Origin of the sequence: Streptococcus oralis subsp. tigurinus (assembly GCF_002096275.1) — a bacterium.
In the GTDB taxonomy this organism is placed as follows: domain Bacteria; phylum Bacillota; class Bacilli; order Lactobacillales; family Streptococcaceae; genus Streptococcus; species Streptococcus oralis_CN.
In genome coordinates, this window is the sequence record NZ_NCUG01000017.1 from 160649 (window position 1) to 181167 (window position 20519).

Consider the following 20519-nt stretch of genomic DNA (forward strand, 5'->3'; position numbering starts at 1 on the left):
TTTATAAACTATCCTGCTTTTCCGATAGCAAGTGCATAGATAAAGAAGATAGCGAAGCCAAAGAGGAAAATCAATCCTGCGATAGCGAGGAGTTTTAGCCAAGAAGGAAGATTTTTATTTTCACGTGTCACCAATACATAGTTCAAAAGAGCGAAGAATGGTGTTGTCAGGAAAGAACCAATCATGGCGAAGCGAAGCATGGTTGATACTTGACCAGCAAAGAACTTGATGATGATGATACCGATAACAGCTGTGAGGGTCATCCAGATGTTCAAAGATTTGCTATCATCCTCTTTTTGACTTAACAAGAGTCGTAGGGAAACCTGATTAACGCGGGAATAGCCATCGATAACAGTAATGACTGTTCCAAAGATACAGAGAAAGGCGATGAAGGTGATCAAGTAACGGGACCATTCTCCAAGAACAGAGGCATACATACCCACGAATTGAGAGATGTATTTGGCTGAAGCGGCCTCAACTGCTTGTCCTGTAGGATACTGAATGAGTGCTCCGAGTGCTACAAAGAATACAGCCAGGATAGCAGTTCCAATGTAACCAACGTTAAAGTCGAAAAGGGCGTCCTCTGTATTAAAGTTGACAGTCTTTTTCTTTTCAGCAGACCAGAGTGAGTTGATGGCTGAAATTTCAATAGGGGCAGGCATCCATCCTAGGAGGGAAACGATAAAAGGGAGGGCTGCCATTTGCCAAGGTGTCTTCTCAACAAAATCAGAGCTGTATTCTGGATGCTTAATTGCTGCAATGATAACTGCAAGAACAGTTGCAATAGTTAAAGCTGACATGATCCATTTTGCCATACCATCCAACAGTTTGTAGCCACCAAAGAGTAGCATGGCCCAAATGACTGCAACAAGGATGAGGGACCATTGAGTGATACTAAGACCGATCATTGGAAAAGCGCTAGCGATGATAGCTGAACAAAGGATGGCGACACCAGCAGTATTGACCAAGGCAGAAAAGACATTGAGAATAAAGAAAATCCAGAGATAGAGTTTCCCTTTTTCGGCATAGCCTTCGACCAAGGTTTTACCAGTGTCGGCAGTATATTCGGCACCAAAACGGAAAAATGGATATTTAAAAATATTGGCCAAGATAACTAAGAGGAGTAGTGACCAACCATAAGAACCACCAGCTTGAGTGGAGGATACGATGTGAGAACCTCCAACGGCAGCAGAAGCCATGAGGATACCTGGCCCCATTGCCTTTAGTTTGCTTGCCCAGGTTGACTGGCTTGATAACGTAACTTGTGACATAATAGATGCTCCCATTTTTGAATTTTCAGAATAATCTGAATAGATAGCTACTATTCTACAAAAAACTTAAAAGAAATGCAAGAATATTTTGAAAAAAGTTGGGAAGTTCTGAAAAAAATTACAAAAATCATATGAAAATAACCGTGGCTGTTTCAAGGGGATGATGTTTACTAGGGCCAATAAAAATCCGAGAAGTTTTCTTCTCGGATTTCGGTTATTTCAATTGATCTGTGACGTCTTTTGAGAGCAACATTCCCAGATGGTAAGTTTTATTGATATGTGCAATGACATCATTGATATTTTCAGTCGTGTGAATTTTCTCTTTGATGTCAGACCTAAATGTCTCGTCCTTCAAGAGTTGCTCTTGGTAGAGTCTTTGAAGTCTTTCCTTCTCGTACTTATTGAGCAGAAAAAGGAAAACCAAGCTAATTATAACGAGGATATAAGCATATTGACTCATAAGGTATCTCCCAGTATGATAAAGAAATAGTAAAAGTGAATAAATTGTTTTATTGAATAGCTGCAAGGCCGACCAAAATATAAATATTATTTTGCCTCAACCTTTCAGATTGCTTTCAAGTAATTTAAAGATTAGAACCTAACCCCAACTAAATCGCTGTTATTTGGTTTGACAAGTTAGTGAAGCGCCTAACCAAATCCTTGATAGGATTTGGCGTTAGTTACTTATACTATTCGAAAATCAAATTCAAACCACGTCAGCGTCGCCTTACCGTACTCAAGTACAGCCTGCGGCTAGCTTCCTAGTTTGCTCTTTGATTTTCATTGAGTATTAGACTGCTTTACAATAAAGTGATTAAAAGATTACGACATGAGCCTAACAAAATCGATATTATTTGGTTAGGTGAATTAGTGAAGCGTTTAGGCAAGTGTCTCTGGTTACGACGTAAAGAAACATAAATCGAGAATATTTATGTTTCTTTACTAGTGAAGCGCCAAGCCAAATCCCTGATAGGATTTGGTGTTAGTTACTTAGATTGCTTTGCAATCAAGTAACTTTGGCGATTTACATCTTCTCCGGCGCTTCTACTCCGAGCAAACGAAGAGCTTCTTTGAGGACGACTGCGGTTGCGTAGCTGAGGGCCAGACGACTGTCGCGCTCAGGGCTTTCATCTAGGATACGTGTATGTGCATAATATTTGTTAAATGCTTGAGCCAAACTAATCGCAAATTTCGCAATGATAGAAGGTTCAAAGTTATCTGCTGCACGATTGATAATACGTGGGAAGTCTTGGAGTAGTTTAATGATTTCCCAGCTTTCAGCATCATTCAGGCTGTAGTTGCCAGCCGTATTTGGTTTGAAATCGGCTTTGCGCAAGATAGATTGGATACGAGCGTAGGCGTATTGAACGTAAGGTCCAGTTTCTCCTTCAAAGGATACCATTGCTTCAAGGTCGAAGTCATATCCATTTGTACGGTCGGTCTTAAGATCATAGAACTTGATAGCCCCAACTCCAACAGCATGGGCAACCTGGTCTTTATTTTCTAACTCAGGATTTTTCGCTTCGATTTGGGCTTTGGCACGACTAACAGCCTCTGCAACAGTAGGCTCTAGCAAGATGACATTTCCTTTACGTGTAGAGAGTTTCTTCCCTTCTTTTGTTACCAATCCAAACGGAACATGGACAATGTCTTGACTCCAATCGTAGCCCATCTCTTGTAGTACTGCCTTGAGTTGTTTGAAGTGGGCAGATTGCTCTTGACCAACAACATAGATGGATTTTGCAAATTGGTATTCGTTTTTACGGTAAAGGGCTGCAGCCAAGTCACGTGTGATATAGAGAGTTGCACCATCAGATTTTTTGATAAGGGCTGGATGTTCAATTCCATATTTTTCAAGATTGACAACTTGGGCCCCTTCTGACTCAACAAGAAGTCCTTTTTCAGCGAGAATGTCTACAACAGCATCCATCTTATCATTGTAAAAGGCTTCCCCGTTGTAGCTGTCAAATTCGACTTGCAATTCATTGTAAAGACGGTTGAATTCTACTAAACTTTCATCACGGAACCATTGCCAGAGAGCGAGGGCTTCCTCATCTCCATTTTCCAGTTTGCGGAACCATTCGCGTGCTTCTTCATCCAAGCTAGGGTCTTTTTCAGCTTCAGCATTGATGCGAACATAGAGTTTAAGAAGTTCATCGATTGGATGTGCTTTAACGGCTTCCTCATTTCCCCATTTCTTGTAGGCAACGATCAACATTCCAAACTGTTTACCCCAGTCTCCTAGGTGGTTGACCTTGACTGTTTGATAGCCAATCTTTTGGAAAATATGTGACAAGCTATCTCCGATAACAGTTGAACGCAAGTGCCCAATAGAGAATGGTTTAGCGATATTGGGACTAGACATATCGATAACGACATTTTCTTGCTTGCCAATGGTTTGGTCGGCATAGTGCTCTTTTTCAGTGATGACATTCTGTAATACCTGAGCCGAAATAGCGCTTTTATCAAGGAAAAAGTTGACGTAAGGTCCTGTTGCGACAACCTTTTCAAAGGCTTGACTATTGATTTTTTCAGCAATATCTGTTGCAATCATTTGAGGAGCTTTACGCTCGACCTTTGCTAGAGAAAAGGCAGGGAAGGCGATGTCTCCCATTTCTGAGTTTTTAGGTGTTTCCAGTAAATTTAAAATAGCCTCTTGATCCAGGCTATCAATGACGCTAGCCAACTCGCTAGCAATCAATTCTTTTGTATTCATAAGGGCTCCTTTTGGGCTTTTTTACTATTTTAACACAATTTACTACATTTTTTGAGAAAGAAAAGAATTTTTTTGAATTATCTATTTTTTTTGGTATAATGTAGTTATAAAATAAATGTAAAATTTGTTATAAATATTCACTTAAGAGGATAATATGAGAAAAAGAGAACGGCATCAATTGATTAAAAAGATGATCACCGAAGAAAAACTTGGGACACAAAAAGAGATTCAAGATCGTTTAGAAGCTCGTAATGTTTATGTGACACAAACGACTTTGTCGCGTGATTTGCGTGAAATCGGCTTGACCAAGGTTAAGAAAAATGATATGGTGTATTATGTACTAGCAAATGAGACAGATAAGATTGATTTAGTTGAGTTTTTGTCTCATCATTTAGAAGGAGTTGCAAGAGCTGAGTTCACCTTGGTACTTCATACCAAACTTGGGGAAGCTGCAGTCTTAGCAAACATTGTAGATGCAAACAAGGATGAATGGATTTTAGGAACGGTTGCTGGTGCTAATACCTTATTGGTTATTTGTCGAGACCAGCACGTTGCCAAGCTGATGGAAGATCGTTTGCTAGATTTGATGAAAGATAAATAAGGTCTTGGGAGTTGCTCTCAAGACTTATTTTTAGCAAGGAGAGACGGAAAATGGCAACAGAAAAGCTATCACCCGGCATGCAACAGTATGTGGATATTAAGAAACAATACCCAGATGCTTTTTTGCTTTTTCGAATGGGTGATTTTTACGAGTTGTTCTATGAAGATGCAATTAATGCAGCACAAATTTTAGAAATTTCCTTAACAAGTCGGAATAAAAATGCAGAAAATCCGATACCCATGGCGGGCGTCCCCTATCATTCTGCCCAACAGTATATCGATGTTCTGATTGAGCAGGGCTATAAGGTAGCCATAGCCGAGCAGATGGAAGATCCCAAACAAGCAGTTGGGGTTGTCAAGCGAGAGGTGGTTCAGGTCATCACACCTGGAACGGTCGTTGATAGCAGTAAGCCGGATAGTCAGAATAATTTCTTGGTTGCCTTAGATCGTGATGGCAGTCAGTTTGGTCTGGCTTATATGGATCTGGTGACGGGTGATTTCTATGTGACGGGGCTATTGGATTTCACGTTGGTTTGTGGGGAAATTCGCAATCTCAAGGCTCGTGAAGTGGTGCTGGGTTATGACTTGTCTGAGGAAGAAGAACAAATCCTCAGCCGTCAGATGAATCTGGTGCTTTCCTATGAGAAGGAAGGCTTTGAGGATGTCCATTTACTGGATCCACGACTGGCAGCTGTGGAGCAAGCAGCAGCTAGTAAGCTGCTCCAGTATGTTCACCGGACCCAGATGCGGGAATTGAACCACCTCAAACCAGTTATCCGCTATGAAATCAAAGATTTCTTGCAGATGGACTATGCGACCAAGGCTAGTCTGGATTTGGTTGAGAATGCCCGTTCAGGTAAGAAGCAAGGCAGTCTTTTCTGGCTTTTAGATGAAACCAAAACAGCTATGGGTATGCGACTCTTGCGTTCTTGGATTCACCGTCCTTTGATTGATAAAGAGCGAATCATCCAACGTCAAGACGTGGTGCGGGTCTTTCTTGACCACTTCTTTGAGCGCAGCGATTTAACGGATAGCCTCAAGGGTGTTTATGATATCGAACGCTTGGCTAGCCGAGTTTCTTTTGGTAAGACCAATCCCAAGGATCTTTTACAGTTAGCGACCACTTTATCTAGTGTGCCACGGATTCGTGCGATTTTAGAAGGCATGGAGCAACCTGCCCTAACCTATCTTATCGAACAGTTAGATGCCATCCCTGAGTTGGAGAGCTTGATTAGTGCTGCCATTGCTCCTGAAGCTCCTCACGTGATTACGGAAGGTGGCATTATCCGTACGGGATTTGATGAGACCTTAGACAAGTACCGTCGTGTGCTCAGAGAAGGGACTGGTTGGATTGCTGAGATTGAGGCAAAGGAGAGAGAAAACTCTGGCATCAGTACGCTCAAGATTGACTACAATAAAAAGGACGGTTACTATTTCCATGTAACCAATTCGCAACTGGGAAATGTACCTGCCCACTTTTTCCGCAAGGCAACGCTGAAAAACTCAGAACGCTTTGGTACCGAAGAATTAGCCCGTATCGAGGGAGATATGCTGGAGGCGCGTGAGAAGTCAGCCAACCTAGAATATGAAATCTTTATGCGTATCCGTGAGGAAGTCAGCAAGTACATCCAGCGTTTGCAGGCTTTAGCCCAAGGAATTGCAACGGTTGATGTCTTGCAAAGTCTCGCAGTTGTGGCTGAAACCCAGCATTTGATCCGACCTGAGTTTGGAGACGATTCACAAATTGATATCCAGAAAGGGCGCCATGCTGTCGTCGAAAAGGTCATGGGAGCTCAGACCTACATTCCAAACAGTATCCAGATGGCAGAAGATACCAGTATTCAGCTAATTACAGGGCCCAACATGAGTGGGAAGTCAACCTACATGCGCCAGTTAGCCATGACTGCGGTTATGGCCCAGCTGGGCTCGTATGTGCCGGCGGAGAGCGCCCATTTGCCTATTTTCGATGCTATCTTTACCCGTATCGGAGCAGCAGATGACTTGGTTTCAGGTCAATCAACCTTTATGGTGGAGATGATGGAGGCCAACAATGCCATTTCGCATGCGACCAAGGACTCCTTGATTCTCTTTGATGAATTGGGACGCGGAACTGCAACGTATGACGGGATGGCTCTGGCCCAATCCATCATCGAATACATCCATGAACATATCGGAGCCAAAACTCTCTTTGCGACCCACTACCATGAGTTGACCAGTCTGGAGTATAGCTTGGAACACTTGGTCAATGTCCACGTGGCAACCTTAGAGCAGGATGGGCAGGTTACCTTCCTTCACAAGATCGAACCAGGTCCAGCTGACAAATCCTATGGTATCCATGTTGCTAAGATCGCTGGTTTACCAGCCGAACTTTTAGCAAGGGCGGATAAGATATTGACTCAACTGGAGAATCAAGGGACGGAAAGCCCTGCTCCAATGAGAGAAACAAGTACTGTTACTGAACAGATGTCACTCTTTGACGCGCCTGCAGAGCATCCTATCCTAGCAGAATTAGCTAAACTGGATGTGTACAATATGACACCTATGCAGGCTATGAATGTCTTGGTCGAGCTCAAACAAAAGTTATAAAAAGAATCCCACTCATGCATTTGTGAGTGGGATTTTCTCCATTACTTTTTATGGGCCAAGAGTTGATTGATGTGGTCTACTTTTTTTGCTTCTCTTTTGTAGAGAATAACCCAGATGATGAGGTAGACGATCGCAAACTCTGGAATGAGCTGGAGATAGAAGGTCCAGTGGAGGGGGAACCAACCAGCCAGAGTTGCCAGTGGGACAAAGCCAGCCAGCATGAGGAAGAAATGGGAAAGTGTGGCACGGAGCAGGCTCCAGTCACGGTTGAATAAGCGGCTGCCAAAGCTAAAGAGAACGCCGATAGCTGACCAGATAATCGTGCAGTAGAGCAAGATCAGGGCACCATGAACCTGATGTTGAACCATCACTTGGCCGATGAGAGAGTCGGAACTTAATGGGGCGTAGGTACTTGGTGCATAAATGAGTGAAAAGATGATAGAGAGGATGAGGCCGATGAGGACGCCAGCAGCTGCGTCGTGAAATACTTGTTTTTTCATAGTTCTAATTTCTCCTTGATGGTTTTTAGGTAACGGCGTGAAGAGTAGGTGAAGCTTTCGTTTTTTAAGAAAATTTCAACCAGACCGTTGGGCGTGAGCTTGAGATGAGAGATCGAGTCGATATTGACGATTTCAGATTGGGAAATTTGGATAAAAGTGGTCGGTAGAATTTCAAGAACTTGATAGAGTCGCAAATCAATGCTGTAGGTCTGACTCGACGTTTCTGCTAGAACCTTTCGATTCTCGATATAGAAGCGCTGAATCTTGCCAATTTCAACTAGATAGACCTGACCATCAATCTTTCCTTTGATTGTTTCTTTTTGGTCAAGATTTTCAGCGAACTCGATGACTTTTTGGACTTTTTTGGTTTCTTGAGGTGCTTGGACAATCAGCTTTTCTTCCTTGTAAGTCTCCTTAATCTGTAGTTCTACTTTCATAAATTTCTCTCCTTACATTTCATACAAAATTGTGATCACTTCTTGTACACCTTTATTAAACACTATTTTACGACCCATGACAAGAGCTTTTGCCTATGTGGAGAGATTTGGAGTCTATGTGGTATTTGCTTTTTCTGATAGTATCTGAAATATGGTATAATAGCACTAATCAATTTCTAGGAAAATAGATACAGAAAGGGGCTGAAAGATGTCTCATATTATTGAATTGCCAGAGGTGCTGGCAAACCAGATCGCGGCAGGGGAGGTGATTGAACGTCCTGCCAGTGTAGTCAAAGAGTTGGTAGAAAATGCCATTGACGCGGGTTCTAGCCAGATTATCATTGAGATTGAGGAATCAGGTCTCAAGAAGATTCAAATCACAGATAATGGTCATGGAATTGCCCACGATGAGGTGGAGTTGGCCTTGCGTCGCCATGCAACCAGTAAGATAAAAAATCAAGCAGACCTCTTTCGGATTCGAACGCTCGGATTTCGAGGTGAAGCCCTACCCTCTATCGCTTCTGTCAGTGTCTTGACTCTGTTGACTGCGGTGGATGGTGCGAGTCATGGGACCAAGCTCGTTGCGCGTGGGGGTGAAGTTGAGGAAGTCATCCCAGCGACTAGTCCTGTGGGGACCAAAGTTTGTGTGGAGGACCTCTTTTTCAACACGCCTGCCCGCCTCAAGTATATGAAGAGCCAGCAAGCGGAGCTGTCTCATATCATTGATATTGTCAACCGTCTAGGGTTAGCTCATCCGGAGATTTCCTTCAGTTTGATTAGTGATGGTAAGGAAATGACGCGGACAGCAGGGACTGGTCAACTGCGTCAAGCCATCGCAGGGATTTATGGTTTGGCGAGTGCCAAGAAGATGATTGAAATTGAGAACTCTGACTTAGATTTCGAAATTACAGGTTTTGTGTCTCTGCCTGAATTGACACGAGCAAATCGTAACTATATCAGCCTCTTTATCAATGGCCGTTATATCAAGAACTTTCTACTCAACCGTGCTATTCTTGACGGTTATGGAAGCAAGCTCATGGTGGGACGTTTTCCACTGGCTGTCATTCACATCCATATCGATCCTTATCTGGCTGATGTCAATGTGCATCCGACCAAGCAAGAGGTGCGGATTTCTAAGGAAAGAGAACTAATGGCGCTGCTTTCAGAGGCCATTTCTAATAGTCTCAAAGAGCAAGCCTTGATACCTGATGCTTTAGAAAATCTTGCCAAGTCGACCGTGCGTAATCGTCAAAAGGTAGAGCAGACCATTCTCCCACTCAAAGAAAATACGCTTTACTATGAAAAAACAGAACTCTCAAAACCTAGTCAAGCTGAGGTGGCTGATTATCAAGTAGAATTGACTGATGAAGGACAGGACTTAACCTTGTTTGCCAAGGAAACCTTGGACCAGCTAACCAAGCCCGCAAAACTGCATTTTGCAGAGAGAAAGCCTGCTAACTACGACCAACTAGACCACCCAGAGTTAGATCTTGCTAGCCTCGATAAGGCTTATGACAAGCTAGAGCGAGAAGAATCATCCAGCTTCCCAGAGTTGGAATTTTTTGGACAAATGCACGGCACTTATCTTTTTGCCCAAGGGCGAGATGGACTCTACATCATAGACCAGCACGCGGCTCAGGAACGAGTTAAGTACGAGGAATACCGAGAAAGTATTGGCAATGTTGACCAGAGTCAGCAACAACTCCTAGTGCCCTACATCTTTGAATTTCCTGCGGATGATGTCCTCCGTCTCAAGGAAAGAATGGCACTTTTAGAGGAAGTGGGCGTCTTTCTAGCAGAGTACGGAGAAAATCAATTTATCCTGCGTGAACATCCTATTTGGATGGCAGAGGAGGAAATCGAGTCTGGCATTTATGAAATGTGCGACATGCTGCTCTTAACTAAGGAAGTTTCGATCAAGAAATACCGAGCAGAGCTGGCTATTATGATGTCCTGCAAGCGGTCTATCAAGGCCAACCATCGCATCGATGACCACTCGGCTAGACAGCTTCTTTATCAGCTTTCTCAGTGTGACAATCCCTATAACTGTCCACACGGACGTCCCGTTTTGGTGCATTTTACCAAGTCAGATATGGAAAAAATGTTCCGACGCATTCAGGAAAATCATACCAGTCTTCGTGAGTTGGGGAAATATTAAGAACACAAAAAGCCTTTGTTTTTCCAAACAAGGCTTTTTAGTTTTTCTAAGGTGGGAATTTTGAATGGACATGGGCAACTTGACACGAGGTTTACACTTGCTTGACAAGACCAGTCCTATAAAAAGTGTTGTGAAAACTGAACTAGGTGACTCAAGATTTCGCAGAGTCGTCTTGGTTTGAAGGATTCTCAAGACCAATCACTTTATCAAGATAACGTTGTTTGGTTTTGAGAGTCTTGTTGATGGCAATTGCGGACGCAATCAAGAGAACGAAGGTCAGCCAAATCTAGGCGGTGAATTCAGCTGGGAAACTAGAACCAGCTAAAAAGAGATAGATAGCCAGAGCCAAGACGAAAATAGAAATCACTTGCCAGAGACCAAAGGATTTAGCCTCTTTATAGTAGTTGTCCTTGTCTTCCTCCAAAATCACTGCTGTGGAAACTTTTTCGAAGCTTTCATCCAGTAGTAGATAGTCAGTTGTCACTTGAAAAATATTGCTTAATTCAATGATTTTTTCGATTTCAGGAAGGACTTGTCTAGACTACCATTTGGAGATGCTTTGCCGCGAAACATTGATTTGTTCTGCTAGCTTTTCTTGGGACCAACCTTTTTTCTTTCTGAGCTCAAATAGTTTTTCTGCAAGTTTCATCATTCTATCCTCCTTTTTCTACCTCTATCCTAACAATTTTTACTTATAATGAGAATACAATCTCCTGTACTATTTGTCAACCAGAGGTTGCACCTTTTGTTGCAGTCTGTCTTGGGGAAATATGGTATACTAGATAGGCAAAATAATGGAGAAAAATTATGTACGAATATCTAAAAGGAATCATTACCAAAATCACTGCTAAATATATTGTCCTAGAGGCGAATGGTATCGGTTATATCTTGCATGTAGCCAATCCCTATGCCTACTCAGGTCAGGTCAATCAAGAAACTCAGATCTATGTGCACCAAGTTGTCCGTGAGGATGTCCATCTGCTTTACGGCTTTCGCTCAGAAGATGAGAAAAAACTTTTTCTTAGTCTGATTTCGGTCTCAGGGATTGGTCCTGTATCAGCTCTTGCTATTATCGCAGCCGATGACAATGCTGGCTTGGTTCAAGCCATCGAGACTAAGAACATCACCTACTTGACCAAGTTTCCTAAAATTGGTAAGAAAACAGCCCAGCAGATGGTGCTAGACTTGGAAGGCAAGGTAGTCGTGGCTAGTGATGACCTTCCTGCCAAGGTCTCAGTGCAAACCAGCGCTGAAAACCAAGAACTGGAAGAAGCTATGGAAGCCATGTTGGCATTGGGCTACAAGGCAACTGAACTCAAGAAGATCAAGAAATTCTTTGAAGGAACGACAGATACAGCTGAGAACTATATCAAGTCGGCTCTTAAGATGTTGGTCAAATAGGAGAATAGTATGCCAAAACGTTGTTCGTGGGTCAAGATGACCAATCCGCTCTACATCGCCTACCACGACCAGGAGTGGGGACAGCCCCTTCATGATGACCGCGCTCTTTTTGAACTGCTCTGTATGGAGACTTATCAGGCTGGTCTGTCTTGGGAAACGGTACTAAACAAACGCCAGGCTTTCCGAGAAGTATTTCATGGCTATCAAATTCAGGCGGTCGCGGAAATAACAGATGGGGAGTTGGAAGCCTTGTTAGAGAATCCAGCCATCATCCGAAATCGTGCCAAGCTCTTTGCGACGCGTGCCAACGCCCAAGCATTTTTACAAGTCCAGAAAACCTATGGCTCTTTTGATACTTATCTCTGGTCCTTTGTTGAGGGGAAAACTATCGTGAATGATGTTCTTGACTATCGCCAGGCACCTGCTAAAACAGCCTTATCTGAAAAGTTATCTCAAGATCTCAAAAAACGTGGTTTCAAATTCACAGGTCCAGTCGCAGTTTTAGCTTTTCTACAAGCAGCAGGTTTGATTGACGACCACGAGAATGATTGTGAATGGAAGGGGAATTAAATGATGTCTAACAAAAATAAGGGAATTCTGATTTTTGTGATTCTCTACACGGCTCTCTTTGTTTTTGACGGTGTTAAATGGTTAGCTTCCTTGATGTCATCTTCAATTGCGAATTATCTAGTTTATGTAGTATTAGCTCTGTATGGTTCTTTTTTATTTAAGGATAGATTAATCCAACAATGGAATGAGATTAGAAAAGCTAAGAGAAAATTCTTCTTTGGCGTCTTAATAGGATGGCTCTTTCTCATTCTGATGACGGTTTTCTTTGGCTTTATATCAGGAATATTGAGACAGTTTTTGGGGCTAGACGGACAAGGTCTAAACCAGTCGAATATTCAAAGTACCTTTCAAGAACAACCAATACTGATAGCCGTTTTCGCCTGCATCATTGGACCTTTGGTGGAAGAACTCTTTTTCCGTCAGCTCTTATTGCATCACTTGCAGAAAAATCTGCCAAGTTGGTTAAGCATTCTTCTGGTAGGACTTGTTTTTGCTCTGACTCATATGCACAGTTTGGCTTTATCAGAGTGGGTCAGTGCAGTCGGTTATCTAGGTGGAGGCATCGCCTTTTCTATTATTTATGTGAAAGAAAAGGAGAATATCTACTATCCCCTACTTGTTCACATGTTAGGTAACAGCCTTCCCTTGATTAGTTTAGTTATCAGTAGTATGTGACGTTTTAGTAGTTATACAAGAGAAAAAGCTGAGAAATTCCTCTCAGCTTTCTTTGTTATAGTCAAAGCGAATGACTTGCTCCTGTGCATCTACATAAGCGTGAACACCAAAGGGCACAATGGCTCTTGGTGTGGCGTGCCCAACGTTTAGATTATAGACAATTGGGATATTGCTGTCAACGATGCTCATTAGTGCCTCTTTATAGTCGTCATAGAAGGCTTCATCCATTGGCTTTCCGACCAAGAGTCCACTGATGACCTCAAATACCCCAGTTTCTTTCAAAGCCTGTAACATCTTTTTGAAGTTTTCCGGTTCAGGCTTTTCTTCGCTTGTTTCTAACAAGAGAATCTTTCCTTCCCAGTCGGATAAGTCAGGGAAGAGTTTGTACTTTTGGCAGAGGTCCGTGCTGTCTGCGTATCGAGAATTGTCAAAGATATCATAGAGAGATTCAAGACAACCGCCGAGAATTTCTCCCTCAAACTGAGCACTTCCTTGCAACAAGTCAAAACCAGTATTTGCATGACTGACACGAGCTGTTCCCAGAGCCTTGGGACTAAAATCAGTCCGTTCCTCATACCAAACGTCGCTAGGGCGGATTTCTGAAATTCTTCCAGTCTCAATCAATTCTTTAAAGTAGTGAAGGCTATAGGGCAACATCTCCTTGTCTAATTCACAAATGTCTGCTAGAAAGGATTGACCATAAAAAGTCTTGATTCCTAGTTTATGCAACATAAGGTGGTTCATGGTTGTATCTGAGAAGCCAAGAAAAATCTTTGGTTTGATAACCTTTTGGAGTTGGTTATTTTCAAAAAGATAAGGTAGCAAGCGATAGGTATCATCCCCACCGATGGCGCAGAGGATCATGTCGATGCTATCATCAGAAAAGGCCTGCATCAAATCCTCTGCACGTGCTTCAGGACGGTCCTTGATAAAGTCCAAGCCCTTTAGCGAATGGGGCAAAAAGACAGGATTGAGTCTCAGATCCTTGAGACGTTGGACACCCAAATCGACTTCGTGTTTGACAAAATCCTCTCCGATAATGCCACTAGACAAACTAACAATACCAATAGTAGAAACCATATCTTATCCTCCTAGAAATAGATTGAGCCTATTTTATCACAAATGGTGAGAGAAAACTACAAGAATGAGACTCAGAAGTTCTATTGAATCTCAAGAAAGCAAGTGAAAAAGCAACCACCTTTGCAGTTGCTTTTCGTTTTTCTAATTTCTAATCTCACTAGATATGAGTTACTTGGTTAACTCTTGATTATAGGAGAGGGCTAAATCAATCCAGTAAGGAAGTTCTTTTTGACCTTCGATATCTAGGTCTATATAGCCATGATAAGGTCGCCCTCTCATCAATGTAGTATGAGCTCCTGTTCGGGGTAGAACTTGCTTTTCCATTTCTTTGCCAATTCTCACCATAAGCAGCTCGTCTTTTCTGGAACTGACTGTAAGGACCATTTTCCCACGAATCATAAAGGCCAGGCCACCAAACAGTTTCTTTTCTTCTAACTCTTCTTCGAAAATTTGGGGAGGAAGTTTAAGTGCTAGAATTTTTCGAATCTGCTGAGCTAAAGATTGACTATATGCCATAGCTTTTCACTTTTCTTAATAACGTGATGGGCCCGCGCTTGCACTTCGGATGTTGAAACGTTTCTTGAGATAGAAGCGAAGGGCGAGAAGGGCAGCTCCCAGGATAGCCAAAGGCAATGGAGCAAGGACTGGATTGAGGTTGGCTGGTAGGAAGCTTGTTGCAAAGAAGACAACCAACCAAAGGACCATAGAGGCCAAAATTACTAGGATGGATTTCCAAAATGGAGGACGTTGGCTACGGTCTGTGTCTGGTCCATAGTACTGGTAGACAAAGTAGTACATCAAGTAGAAGGCAAGTCCTCCTACAAGTCCAACCAACAAGAGGGTAATCAACCCATAGCCAATAGCCTGATCTGTAGAGAAGAAGGTAGTCAGGGCGCTAATCAATGCAAAGAGGCTGGTGATGAAAAGGGCTGAGTCCATAATCATGAGTTTTGGATCGTCATTTTCTTTTGGATGCTCTTTTTCATATTGCTCCTTGGCAGTGAAGCTGTGAGCCCAGTGGGTTGGAGCTCCATAGAGGGAACGAGCGGTCGTTCCTTTGGCTTGTTCTTCAAGGATTTTAGGAATGACTTCCTCAAAGACAGCCTTGATTTCAGCGTCTGTTTTACCGTCTTTGATGAATTGTTGGGTAGCGATGTGGATAAATTCTTGGTTTTTTTTGGTTAGTTTTTGTAAATCAATCTGAGACATAGGGATTCCTCTTAGAACCATTTTTTATGGATGAGATAGAGAGTGAGCGAGACACTCATAGCAAAGGCGATAAAGACGATTAACCAGAAGGCGTGTGGTTCACCGTTTAGAGGGATTTCATTATCTTTAAAGTTCATCCCGTAGGCTGAGAAGATCATGGTTGGGATAGACATGACAATGGTCACGAGAGCCAGGGTTTTCATGATGTTGTTCTGGTTATTGGAAATGATAGAGGCAAAGGTCTCTGTCATAGAGTGAAGGACGTTTCCATAGATATCTGCCATCTCGATGGCCTGTTGAGTTTCAATCAGAGTGTCTTCGAGTAGGTCTTCGTCTTCTAGGTATTTCTTGATATTGCTAGTTGCGCTGGTCAATTTCTTAATCACGCGCTCGTTCGTCTTAAGTGAGGCCTTGAAATAGACGATGGTCTTTTCCAATTCCATGAGCTCGATTAGCTCTTCGTTTCGAGTAGATTTGTGAAGTTGACTTTCAATTTGTTCACTCTTACGGTCAATCGAACGAAGGGCAGTCAGGTAAAGCTCAGCATTGCGATAAAGGAGTTGAAAGATAAAGCGTGACCGCATGAAAGTGTAGAAGTTACGCAGCTTGCGGTTGATGAAGACATCGAGAACTGGGAGGGATTCCAAGCAGGTGGTGATAATGGTTTCCTCGGTGATGATAATCCCCAGCGGAATTGTTACATAGTAGGTGCGGTTGTTTCTCTCCTCTGTGATGGGGACGTCCACGATGATCAAAGTATACTCGTCTTCAATCGTAATACGAGACATTTCTTCCGCATCAAGCGGTGCTCGAAGGTCGGCGATATCAATGTCAAAGGCATTAGCAATTTCCAACGACTCATTTTGTGTAGGATTGACGAGGTTGATCCAAGTACCCGGTTCAAGCGTGTCGATCTCTTTAAATTCAGTCGTTGTTGAGAGAAAAACTTGTTTCATATCCCCTATCCTTTCCTACTATTTCAGTGATTCATTTTTTGCACCGTACTATTATACTACAAAAACAGCTTTTTGGGTAATAGAATTTCACATTTTTTGGTATAATGGAAAGCAATAATGGACTAGAAAGAACAAAGATGCAAGATAAAATTGTGATTCATGGGGCACGTGCCCATAACTTAAAAAATATCGATGTGGAGATTCCGCGAGACAAACTGGTTGTCGTGACCGGTTTGTCGGGTTCGGGGAAATCCAGTCTGGCCTTTGATACCCTCTATGCGGAGGGGCAACGTCGCTATGTAGAGAGTCTATCAGCCTATGCTCGACAATTCTTGGGCAATATGGAAAAACCAGATGTGGATGCCATTGATGGTCTCAGCCCAGCTATTTCCATCGACCAGAAAACCACCAGCAAAAACCCTCGTTCGACCGTGGGAACCACGACTGAAATCAACGATTATCTGCGTCTCCTCTACGCACGTGTGGGGACGCCTTACTGTATCAACGGGCACGGGGCTATCAAGGCTTCTTCTGTAGAGCAAATCGTGGATAAGGTCTTGGAATTGCCAGAACGTCAGCGCCTGCAAATATTAGCTCCTGTCATTCGTAAGAAAAAAGGGCAACATAAGAGCGTCATTGAAAAGATTCAGAAAGATGGCTATGTTCGTGTTCGTGTGGATGGGGAAGTCTATGACGTGACCGAATTGCCAGAACTGTCCAAGAGCAAGCAACACAATATCGATGTTGTGGTCGACCGTATTGTCATCAAGGAGGGCATCCGTAGCCGTCTCTTTGATTCCATTGAGGCTGCCCTTCGTATCGCAGAAGGCTATGTGATTATCGACACTATGGACGATTCGGAGTTGCTCTTCTCTGAGCACTATGCCTGCCCAGTTTGTGGCTTTACTGTTCCAGAGTTAGAGCCACGTCTCTTCTCCTTCAATGCTCCTTTTGGCTCTTGTAGTGAGTGTGATGGTTTGGGCATCAAGCTGGAGGTTGATACTGACTTGGTAGTGCCAGATGCCAGCAAAACGTTGCGTGAGGGAGCCTTGGCACCTTGGAATCCTATCTCATCCAACTACTATCCAAATATGCTGGAACAAGCCATGATAGCCTTTGGAGTGGATATGGATAAGCCTTTTGAGGACCTGTCAGAAGAAGATAAAAACTTGATTCTCTATGGGTCTGATGGCAAGGAATTCCATTTCCACTATGAAAATGAATTTGGCGGTGTGCGCGATATTGACATTCCTTTTGAGGGGGTTGTCAATAATATCAAGCGTCGTTACCATGAGACTAACAGTGATTACACGCGCACCCAGATGCGCCTCTACATGAATGAGCTGACTTGTGGAACCTGCCACGGCTACCGTCTCAACTATCAGGCCCTGTCTGTCCGTGTTGGTGGGGAGCAAGGACCACATATCGGAGAAATTTCGGACCTGTCTATCGCAGACCATTTGGAATTAGTGAGCCAGCTGACCCTGTCTGAAAATGAAGCCATCATTGCCCGTCCTATTCTCAAGGAAATCAAGGATCGCTTGACCTTCCTCAATAATGTGGGGCTTAACTATCTGACCCTATCTCGATCAGCAGGGACCCTTTCAGGTGGTGAGAGTCAGCGAATTCGCTTGGCAACCCAGATTGGGTCTAACCTATCAGGTGTCCTCTATATCCTGGATGAGCCGTCCATCGGTCTTCACCAGAGGGATAATGACCGCCTGATTGCCAGTTTGAAAAAGATGCGTGACTTGGGCAATACTCTCATCGTAGTGGAACACGACGAAGATACCATGCGTGAGGCGGATTATCTAATTGACGTTGGTCCGGGTGCCGGTGTTTTTGGTGGCGAGATTGTTGCTGCAGGAACACCCAAGCAGGTGGCTCGCAACAGCAAGTCCATAACAGGTCAGTATTTGTCAGGAAAACGTGCGATTCCAGTACCAGACGAGCGCCGTGCTGGAAATGGTCGCTTTATCGAAGTGACAGGTGCGCGTGAGAACAACTTGCAAAATATCACTGCTCGCTTCCCACTAGGAAAATTCATTGCGGTGACAGGGGTATCAGGTTCAGGGAAATCGACCTTAATCAACAGTATCCTCAAAAAAGCCATTGCTCAAAAACTTAACCGTAATTCAGACAAACCTGGTAAGTTTAAGACGATTACAGGGATTGAGCATGTAGACCGCTTGATCGACATTGACCAGAGCCCTATCGGACGAACGCCGAGGTCTAACCCTGCTACCTATACGGGAGTTTTTGATGATATACGTGACCTCTTTGCCCAGACAAATGAAGCTAAGATTCGAGGCTACAAAAAGGGGCGTTTCAGTTTTAACGTTAAGGGGGGGCGTTGTGAAGCCTGCTCGGGTGACGGGATCATCAAGATTGAGATGCACTTCTTGCCAGATGTATACGTAGCTTGTGAAGTCTGCCACGGAACTCGCTATAACAGTGAAACCCTTGAAGTTCACTATAAGGAAAAGAATATCTCGCAGGTTTTGGACATGACCGTCAACGATGCTGTGGAATTCTTCCAACACATTCCCAAGATTCAACGCAAACTTCAGACTATCAAGGATGTGGGACTGGGCTATGTAACGCTAGGGCAACCGGCTACCACCCTTTCTGGAGGAGAAGCTCAGCGTATGAAGTTGGCTAGTGAACTCCACAAACGCTCGACAGGGAAATCCTTCTATATTCTGGATGAGCCAACTACAGGGCTTCATACTGAGGATATCGCTCGCTTGCTTAAAGTTTTGGCTCGCTTTGTCGACGATGGCAATACCGTCCTTGTTATCGAGCACAATCTAGATGTCATCAAGACAGCAGACCATATCATCGATTTGGGCCCTGAGGGCGGTGTCGGTGGTGGAACCATCATCGCAACAGGAACTCCAGAAGAAGTAGCGGCCAACGAAGTCAGCTACACAGGACACTATTTGAAAGGAAAGTTACATCATGAATAAACGTGTGCAAGCATTTCTAGCTAAAATGCAAGAAAAAGAACTAGATGGAATCATTATCAACAACCTTAAAAATGTCTACTATTTGACAGGATTTTGGGGCTCAAATGGAACAGTCTTCATCAGCCGTGATCGTCAGGTCTTGGTGACAGACTCTCGCTATATCATTGCAGCTAAGCAAGAGGTGACAGGTTTTGAGATTGTGGCTGACCGCGATGAATTGGCTGTCATTGCAGGCATTGTTAAGGATATGAGCTTGTCTCGCGTCGGTTTTGAGGACGAGATTTCGGTCTCTTATTACCACCGTATGCAGGCAACTTTTGCAGGGATTGACTTGCTTCCTCAGACTCAGTTTGTTGAAGGTCTTCGAATGATTAAGGATGAGAAGGAGATTGCGACTATTCGTAAGGCATGTTCTATCTCAGACCAAGCTTTCCACGATGCACTTGACTTTATCAAACCTGGAAAGACTGAGATTGAAATTGCCAATTTCCTTGACTTCCGCATGCGGGAGCTAGGAGCATTTGGCTTATCCTTTGATACAATCCTAGCAAGCGGTATCAACTCTTCCAAACCTCATGCTCATCCGATGCACAAACCGGTTGAAGCGGGAGAAGCCATCACCATGGACTTTGGCTGTCTCTACGATCACTATGTCAGCGATATGACACGTACCATCTATCTAGGCCATGTCAGTGACGAGCAAGCAGAAATCTACAACACAGTTCTGAAAGCCAACCAAGCTCTGATTGACCAAGCCAAGGCAGGTCTAGGTTTCCGTGACTTTGACAAAATTCCTCGTGATATCATTGTGGAAGCAGGCTATGGAGAATACTTTACACATGGTATCGGACACGGTATCGGACTGGACATCCACGAAGAACCCTACTTTAGCCAAACTTCCAAAGAAGTCATTAAATCTGGTATGGTCTTGACTGATGAACCGGGTATTTATATTGAAGGTAAATACGGGGTTCGTATTGAAGATGATATCCTGATTACAGATAACGGTTGTGAGTTATTGACACTTGCTCCAAAAGAATTGATTGTTATCTAAAAAATGAGATAAATCGTTGACTTTTATATTTTAAAGGTTTATACTGATAGACGAAAACGGTAGGTGAGGCTACCATAGGGATACGGATGACTACCGCAAAGTAGTGGAGACACTACTCGTTGGTCAACAGTCCTGGTCGCGAAGGCCAAGACTAAGCTCATTTCATTGCCCTATGGAGTTAAAGCTTGAACGAAAAACAGATAATTAGTTTTTTAATCCTGCCATTTTATGGCAGGATTTTCTACTGTTTTAGAACAGGGAAAGGAGACAGACGATGCAAATTGACGACCACCCAGAACCGCACATACACAGCCAATCGCTGATTTGTGTCGTTCTG

The 20519-nt window shown here is 43.4% G+C and carries 17 protein-coding genes, 1 pseudogene and 1 riboswitch; of the genes and pseudogenes, 8 read left to right on the forward strand and 10 right to left on the reverse strand.

What is annotated here, in order from left to right; translation table 11 throughout:
- Positions 1-8: 8 nt before the first annotated feature.
- The 3 genes from B7725_RS04640 to argS all read right to left on the reverse strand — a co-directional run bounded on the left by B7725_RS04640 (position 9) and on the right by argS (position 3987).
- On the reverse strand, positions 9-1271 hold the full coding sequence (locus B7725_RS04640; RefSeq protein ID WP_084874825.1) for an NRAMP family divalent metal transporter: 1263 nt from the start codon (positions 1269-1271) through the stop codon (positions 9-11).
- 214 nt (positions 1272-1485) lie between these two features.
- A complete protein-coding gene (locus B7725_RS04645; RefSeq protein WP_084850017.1) occupies positions 1486-1731 on the reverse strand; it encodes a MarR family transcriptional regulator in 246 nt (81 codons plus the stop codon).
- Between the two features lie 564 nt (positions 1732-2295).
- Positions 2296-3987 (reverse strand): arginine--tRNA ligase, encoded by a 1692-nt coding sequence (gene argS / locus B7725_RS04650; RefSeq protein ID WP_084874827.1) that lies wholly within the window; start codon positions 3985-3987, stop codon positions 2296-2298.
- A gap of 154 nt (positions 3988-4141) precedes the next feature.
- Here argS and argR point away from each other — a divergent pair, with 154 nt between their 5' ends.
- Together argR and mutS are read left to right on the forward strand one after the other, a co-directional pair.
- The gene (gene argR, locus B7725_RS04655) at positions 4142-4588 is read left to right on the forward strand and encodes an arginine repressor (RefSeq protein ID WP_001231483.1); all 447 of its coding nucleotides are present in this window, start codon (positions 4142-4144) and stop codon (positions 4586-4588) included.
- Between the two features lie 50 nt (positions 4589-4638).
- A complete protein-coding gene (mutS, locus tag B7725_RS04660; RefSeq protein ID WP_084874829.1) occupies positions 4639-7173 on the forward strand; it encodes a DNA mismatch repair protein MutS in 2535 nt (844 codons plus the stop codon).
- Between the two features lie 41 nt (positions 7174-7214).
- On the opposite strand, the gene B7725_RS04665 is transcribed toward mutS, so the two are convergent.
- Together B7725_RS04665 and B7725_RS04670 are read right to left on the reverse strand one after the other, a co-directional pair.
- Positions 7215-7673, reverse strand: coding sequence for a DUF3021 domain-containing protein (locus B7725_RS04665; protein WP_084874830.1), 459 nt, complete (start codon positions 7671-7673; stop codon positions 7215-7217).
- Positions 7670-8110 carry a LytTR family DNA-binding domain-containing protein gene (locus tag B7725_RS04670; protein ID WP_084874832.1) on the reverse strand — a complete coding sequence of 147 codons (441 nt, stop codon included), beginning with the start codon at positions 8108-8110 and terminating at the stop codon, positions 7670-7672. Before B7725_RS04670 ends, B7725_RS04665 begins: the two co-directional genes overlap by 4 nt.
- A 208-nt stretch (positions 8111-8318) precedes the next feature.
- Here B7725_RS04670 and mutL point away from each other — a divergent pair, with 208 nt between their 5' ends.
- Complete coding sequence (gene mutL, locus B7725_RS04675) at positions 8319-10268, forward strand: DNA mismatch repair endonuclease MutL (protein WP_084874834.1); 1950 nt, start codon at positions 8319-8321, stop codon at positions 10266-10268.
- A 151-nt stretch (positions 10269-10419) separates the two neighbouring features.
- On the opposite strand, the pseudogene B7725_RS04680 reads toward mutL, so the two are convergent.
- Positions 10420-10917: pseudogene (locus B7725_RS04680) on the reverse strand (helix-turn-helix domain-containing protein).
- A gap of 158 nt (positions 10918-11075) precedes the next feature.
- Between B7725_RS04680 and ruvA the strand changes: the two are divergent.
- From ruvA to B7725_RS04695, 3 genes are read left to right on the forward strand one after another with little or no spacing between them, the layout of a single operon-like run.
- Positions 11076-11669: a Holliday junction branch migration protein RuvA gene (gene ruvA, locus B7725_RS04685; RefSeq protein WP_084874836.1), complete on the forward strand. Its 594-nt coding sequence runs from the start codon at positions 11076-11078 to the stop codon at positions 11667-11669.
- A gap of 9 nt (positions 11670-11678) precedes the next feature.
- On the forward strand, positions 11679-12239 hold the full coding sequence (locus B7725_RS04690; RefSeq protein ID WP_084874837.1) for a DNA-3-methyladenine glycosylase I: 561 nt from the start codon (positions 11679-11681) through the stop codon (positions 12237-12239).
- Positions 12240-12914 (forward strand): CPBP family intramembrane glutamic endopeptidase, encoded by a 675-nt coding sequence (locus B7725_RS04695; protein WP_084874839.1) that lies wholly within the window; start codon positions 12240-12242, stop codon positions 12912-12914. It abuts the gene before it with no gap.
- Positions 12915-12956: 42 nt separating this feature from the next.
- Here B7725_RS04695 and B7725_RS04700 read toward each other — a convergent pair whose 3' ends face one another.
- The 4 genes from B7725_RS04700 to B7725_RS04715 form a co-directional block, all read right to left on the reverse strand.
- Positions 12957-13994, reverse strand: a complete 1038-nt coding sequence (locus B7725_RS04700) for a S66 family peptidase (RefSeq protein ID WP_084874841.1) — start codon at positions 13992-13994, stop codon at positions 12957-12959.
- A gap of 168 nt (positions 13995-14162) precedes the next feature.
- Complete coding sequence (locus B7725_RS04705; protein WP_084874843.1) at positions 14163-14510, reverse strand: TfoX/Sxy family protein; 348 nt, start codon at positions 14508-14510, stop codon at positions 14163-14165.
- A 15-nt stretch (positions 14511-14525) separates the two neighbouring features.
- On the reverse strand, positions 14526-15203 hold the full coding sequence (locus B7725_RS04710) for a DUF1129 domain-containing protein (protein ID WP_057488830.1): 678 nt from the start codon (positions 15201-15203) through the stop codon (positions 14526-14528).
- Positions 15204-15214: 11 nt separating this feature from the next.
- Entirely contained in the window at positions 15215-16159 is a 945-nt protein-coding gene (locus B7725_RS04715) for a magnesium transporter CorA family protein (protein WP_033585835.1), read from the reverse strand.
- Between the two features lie 137 nt (positions 16160-16296).
- On the opposite strand from B7725_RS04715, the gene uvrA reads away from it, so the two are divergent.
- Positions 16297-19128: an excinuclease ABC subunit UvrA gene (gene uvrA, locus B7725_RS04720; RefSeq protein WP_084874845.1), complete on the forward strand. Its 2832-nt coding sequence runs from the start codon at positions 16297-16299 to the stop codon at positions 19126-19128.
- Positions 19121-20182: a M24 family metallopeptidase gene (locus B7725_RS04725; RefSeq protein WP_084874847.1), complete on the forward strand. Its 1062-nt coding sequence runs from the start codon at positions 19121-19123 to the stop codon at positions 20180-20182. The genes uvrA and B7725_RS04725 overlap by 8 nt, the downstream gene beginning before the upstream one ends.
- Positions 20183-20235: 53 nt before the next feature.
- Positions 20236-20386: riboswitch (M-box (ykoK) riboswitch) on the forward strand.
- Positions 20387-20519 lie beyond the last annotated feature (133 nt).